This window comes from Anabaena sp. WA102, assembly GCF_001277295.1.
Lineage (GTDB): Bacteria > Cyanobacteriota > Cyanobacteriia > Cyanobacteriales > Nostocaceae > Dolichospermum > Dolichospermum heterosporum.
Genome location: NZ_CP011456.1, coordinates 2,144,674 through 2,148,923, shown reverse-complemented (window position 1 = coordinate 2,148,923; position 4,250 = coordinate 2,144,674). Strand labels below are relative to the sequence as shown.

Genomic DNA, 4,250 nt, shown 5'->3' with positions numbered 1-4,250 from the left:
GTGAGTCGATAAGAGTAGGGATATTATTGTTCTGGTGGGCAATGCCCACCCTACATAGCGCTTGCTTGCTGAATAAAACTGAAACCTTTTATCCCACATTCAGCATGAGTAAATATACTCAAAATATTTTTCCCAGCAGGTTATTTTGTCAAAAAAAGAATTTCATAAAACAGCTAAAACCCAATCATAATAACCACTTCATGCTTTTTGCCATCTAGTGGTCTGTCAAGCAAAAAATTGTGAATTTGAGAGAGAATAGAGGGGCTATTCACTGTAAATCCCACATTCCGCAGATGTGACTCAGATTATTGATATTTTTACGATATTTTTGAAAAATTCCAGTCAGGAGAATTTTATCTACCTAATTTTTCTGGCTGAGGTTAACATTATCTGCCAAAAAATAAAGCCTATTAAGTAACTTAATTTTACGAGGTTTTAAAATAGATTTTCTCTTTCAATTAAAGTAGTTATTTCGGATAAAATAAACATGACAATTGCAGCCAAGAATATTTACATCTTCACCTGAGTTCGACGGAAGAGAATAACTTACAAGTGTTGACTGGAAAGAGTTTCAGGATTAAATGAATTTTTAGCGGTTATCAATAATTTCCGGTTATTGACAATTTCTTGGGAATAAATAATATAAATTGTAAATTTTTCTTAAAAACCATTAAATCCCACATTCCGCACCCTTGACTGTCACAAACGGTGATTACGGAGGTAAATTGATGAAAAATGAGTAAAAGAATACATTTATCTATAAAAAAACAAATTTTCTTAACGGGTGACAAGGCGGCTAAAGAGCTTGTTTCATAAGGGATAGAGCCTGAAAGCCCCGTTGAAAAAAGAGGCGTTTATGAGGCTTGAGATTGATTAAATTCAGAGCTAAATCAGCCCATAATTCCATACCATAAATCCATAGTTGTCCGTAGAGAGCAAAGCTAAAATCACTTTGACGTGGGTACTTGTCCTGATGTTGTTGAATACGTCCGGCATAAGTCTCTATACCTAATTTTTTCATCCGTTGACCGTGCATAGTGGCTAAACTATAAGCAATGACAATCAATAATACTAAAGCTAAAAAGCGAGTTTCATTTACTTTAGTATCCTCTAAATTATAACCACCAGTTTTACAATCCTTAAAGAATTGCTCAATTCCCCATCGACATCTATAGAGGCATAAAGTTTGTTGGAGAGTTGGTAGATTCGTCAAGATATACCAAGGTTCTTTTGGTCCAGAGTTCCGATATTTTCTCTTCCAATAAACAGCGATATTAAATAAGCCTAATTCATCCCCTTTACCACATTTAACTTTTTCATAAAATCTCGACATTCCTGGCTTAAATCCTTGATTTTTAAGAACTTGATATTCTTGTTCAGGTTTTTCTTGAAAATAAAGGTTTTTCTTCTGGCGTAAAGCGAAGTAAACTCCTTGCTCATCAAGCCATTTAGCCAGTTTTGGACTATGAAATTCTCTGTCTGCTAACACCACAATTCGACATTTTTTTAACAACTTTATTGCTGTCTTTATTAATCTTTTCTGTGTTTGTAAATTACTATTTCCGACATGATTTAATGTTTCCCAATATAGTGGTAGGGCATGAGTACCCCATACCAATGTCACCATAAATATATTTCGCCCCTTCCACTGTGTTCTATCCAGTGCTACCATCCAATAACCATATTTTTGATACTGTTTTTTATGAAAATAACGGCGCTGTTCTCGATTCAGTTGTTTTGGTGTTAACGATTGTCTAATCCAATATTTTATCAATGGAAACCATAATAATTTTACGCAGAGTTTACCTATTCCTAAAAATCTTTGTAGATTACGTTTCCTGCTTTCATATTTAATTGGTTGGGGAAACAAGCTGGCCAATTTTGACAGTTTTACTTGGCGATGAGCCTGTATTAATAACAACAATATCTCTAGTGTCAAATACTGCTGTTCACTCAAATGCTTTCGGAAAATTGTTTGATATGATTGTGGTAACATTTTTTGCTTCGGGGGCTTCTTTGTCCCTATTTTTTTACTCCCTTATTTTCTCAAATTATTGCCACATCTCATCTTCAACCGCCTTGTCACCCGTTAAGACAAATTTTAGATAGGAAAATTGATTCAGATACATTCTCAATAAGAAGCAATAAAGAATGAGGGTGGTTTCTGGCAGAAAATATAATATAATTTTATTGTTAGTCTATCAAGACTTAATCATAACTTATATCCTTCTAGAAATAAACTTAAAAACAGCATTAAAACTTAAACTCATTAATAAAATCAATGAGTCAAATTGTATAATTAAACTATTAATAATGTTGATAAATCAACTTATATATCTGTAGTAATTACGGCAAGCTTCTGGGAGGAATAGGAGAATGTACTTCATTTCTGATGTCAAATTATAAAATTCTCTTTTTCCTTGAAAAGTCACAAGATGAACTGATTGAAAACATTGAAATATCCACCGCATAGTTGGATTGTTTATGGCCTTTCCTAATTGATTTTTTACAGTATAGTTTAAAGATTTTAAAGCTGCTCTAATTTCTCTTTGTGCTAGAGTATAAACTAGCAAACATAACCCCATTATCATTGCCAATGCTTCTATTCTTTCTGGGCTTTTTAGAAAAATACTATCTGCTAAAAATAAAGGATTTTTGAGAAAACTAAATCCCCTTTCACAGGATTGCTGCGCTTTATATTCAGACAGCATTTTATCTTTACTCAGTTCCTTTTCTGATAAAACATTGGTGGCAATTATAAACCTTCCTGCACTTGACATTTCTTGCTCAATAGTATCTTTATTTTCAACAACTGTTGCTAAGATTTGATAGTATTTTGATTGATTTTCTTCTTTGATTTTAGGACTTTTTTCGATAACTTCAATATTTTCTACTTGATGATATTTAAATTCTTTACTTATTTTTGTTAATTCCTTTCTAGCATCAGCCGCACAAGCAAATTTTTCTTGCGATAGGTTTTTTAACTTACTTTGAGTATTAGTCAAAGCTTTTTCTATTCTCTTTGATAATTTCTTTAAGTCAGATTTTTTTCTATCTTGACTTTGTACGATTAACCATCTTTGCTCTATATCTCCATAAGTTATTTTCTTCTCGGCATAAGAATATCCTGCTTTTTCACTTTTAACAAATTCCGATTCTGCTAAACTCATCACTAAGTTTTTTGCTGATTTTATCGTTAAGGGTACTCTGGTTAACCATTTGAGACTCGACATTAACTTGATATTTGATTCTGTATATAATGCGCTATCTGCTACTATCAAACTATCAACTTGTATTCTTTTCTGATATTCAACTGCGATTTCTCCAAATTTTTTAGAATCAACTTCATTCCCTGATACTGCTTTTATATATATTGGTATATCTCCATCTCCTGAACATACTAATTGTGTAATAAATTGTTTTAAATCTGGACGATGATCTCTAGAATAACCGTAAGTCAGCTTTATCGCTTGAGGTGATTGACTCTCTTCATTTTCTTTTTCTAATGAACCTGATTCTTTTGAATCTTCAAATATTACTGATGGTAAACTATTTTCATATTCTCCATGTACATGAAATGATGTTGAATCCAAGTGTGATGATGAGAGTGATATCTGATATATTTCTACTGCATTTAAACTGACGGCTAAAAATACTGTATCTAGTCCTTTTATAAATAATTTATCTAATACTCTCCCCAGCTTGTCATCATTGAGATATTCTGCTTTTACTCCTACACCAATTAAATGTTCACAAGCAATTAATTCAAAGAATTTTGGAAACATATATAACGGCTGTGACATCATACTTAAGCCGTTCAAAATCATCGCCTTTACCACCTGACCTGCACTGACTTTTTCTCCTGGCTCTGAACCTACTAAATTATTAATTATTTCTACAATCCCTATTGAATCTACTATTCCTGCTACTATCCCTAAATGGTCTATCTTCTTCAATTCCAGGTCTTTTGTACTAAACATGGTAACAGAAACTCCATATAAGTATCTGTTACCATGTTCTCATTTTTCTGTTGATTTAAAACGTTTTTTTAGTTTTTTATAGTCATTGAGGATAAAGCTTTCAATGATTCTGGACTAGGTTTTCCATTACAATCACCTCAGAATCAAAATTTCGTACTTAGTCGTTTTATTGACTATATATCTGCTTTAATAGTAATTATTCCTATTTAGCCTCAATAAATTTTAATCACCCCTCACAGGTATTAGTTCTTATGTACTAAATATATTGCT

2 protein-coding genes are annotated in these 4,250 nt (G+C 32.3%); both read right to left on the bottom strand.

The genetic code is table 11. From position 1 onward, the window contains the following. Nucleotides 1–796: 796 nt before the first annotated feature. Nucleotides 797–1,996 carry an IS4 family transposase gene (locus AA650_RS09505; RefSeq protein WP_053537530.1) on the bottom strand — a complete coding sequence of 400 codons (1,200 nt, stop codon included), beginning with the start codon at nt 1,994–1,996 and terminating at the stop codon, nt 797–799. A gap of 328 nt (nt 1,997–2,324) precedes the next feature. Beyond that, nucleotides 2,325–3,980: an IS1634 family transposase gene (locus tag AA650_RS09500; protein ID WP_053538824.1), complete on the bottom strand. Its 1,656-nt coding sequence runs from the start codon at nt 3,978–3,980 to the stop codon at nt 2,325–2,327. Nucleotides 3,981–4,250: the final 270 nt, after the last annotated feature.

Coding starts and splice junctions, on each gene's coding strand:
- AA650_RS09505 (WP_053537530.1), bottom strand. CDS start 1,996: ATGTTACCACAATCATATCAAACAATTTTCCGAAAGCATTTGAGTGAA.
- AA650_RS09500 (WP_053538824.1), bottom strand. CDS start 3,980: ATGTTTAGTACAAAAGACCTGGAATTGAAGAAGATAGACCATTTAGGG.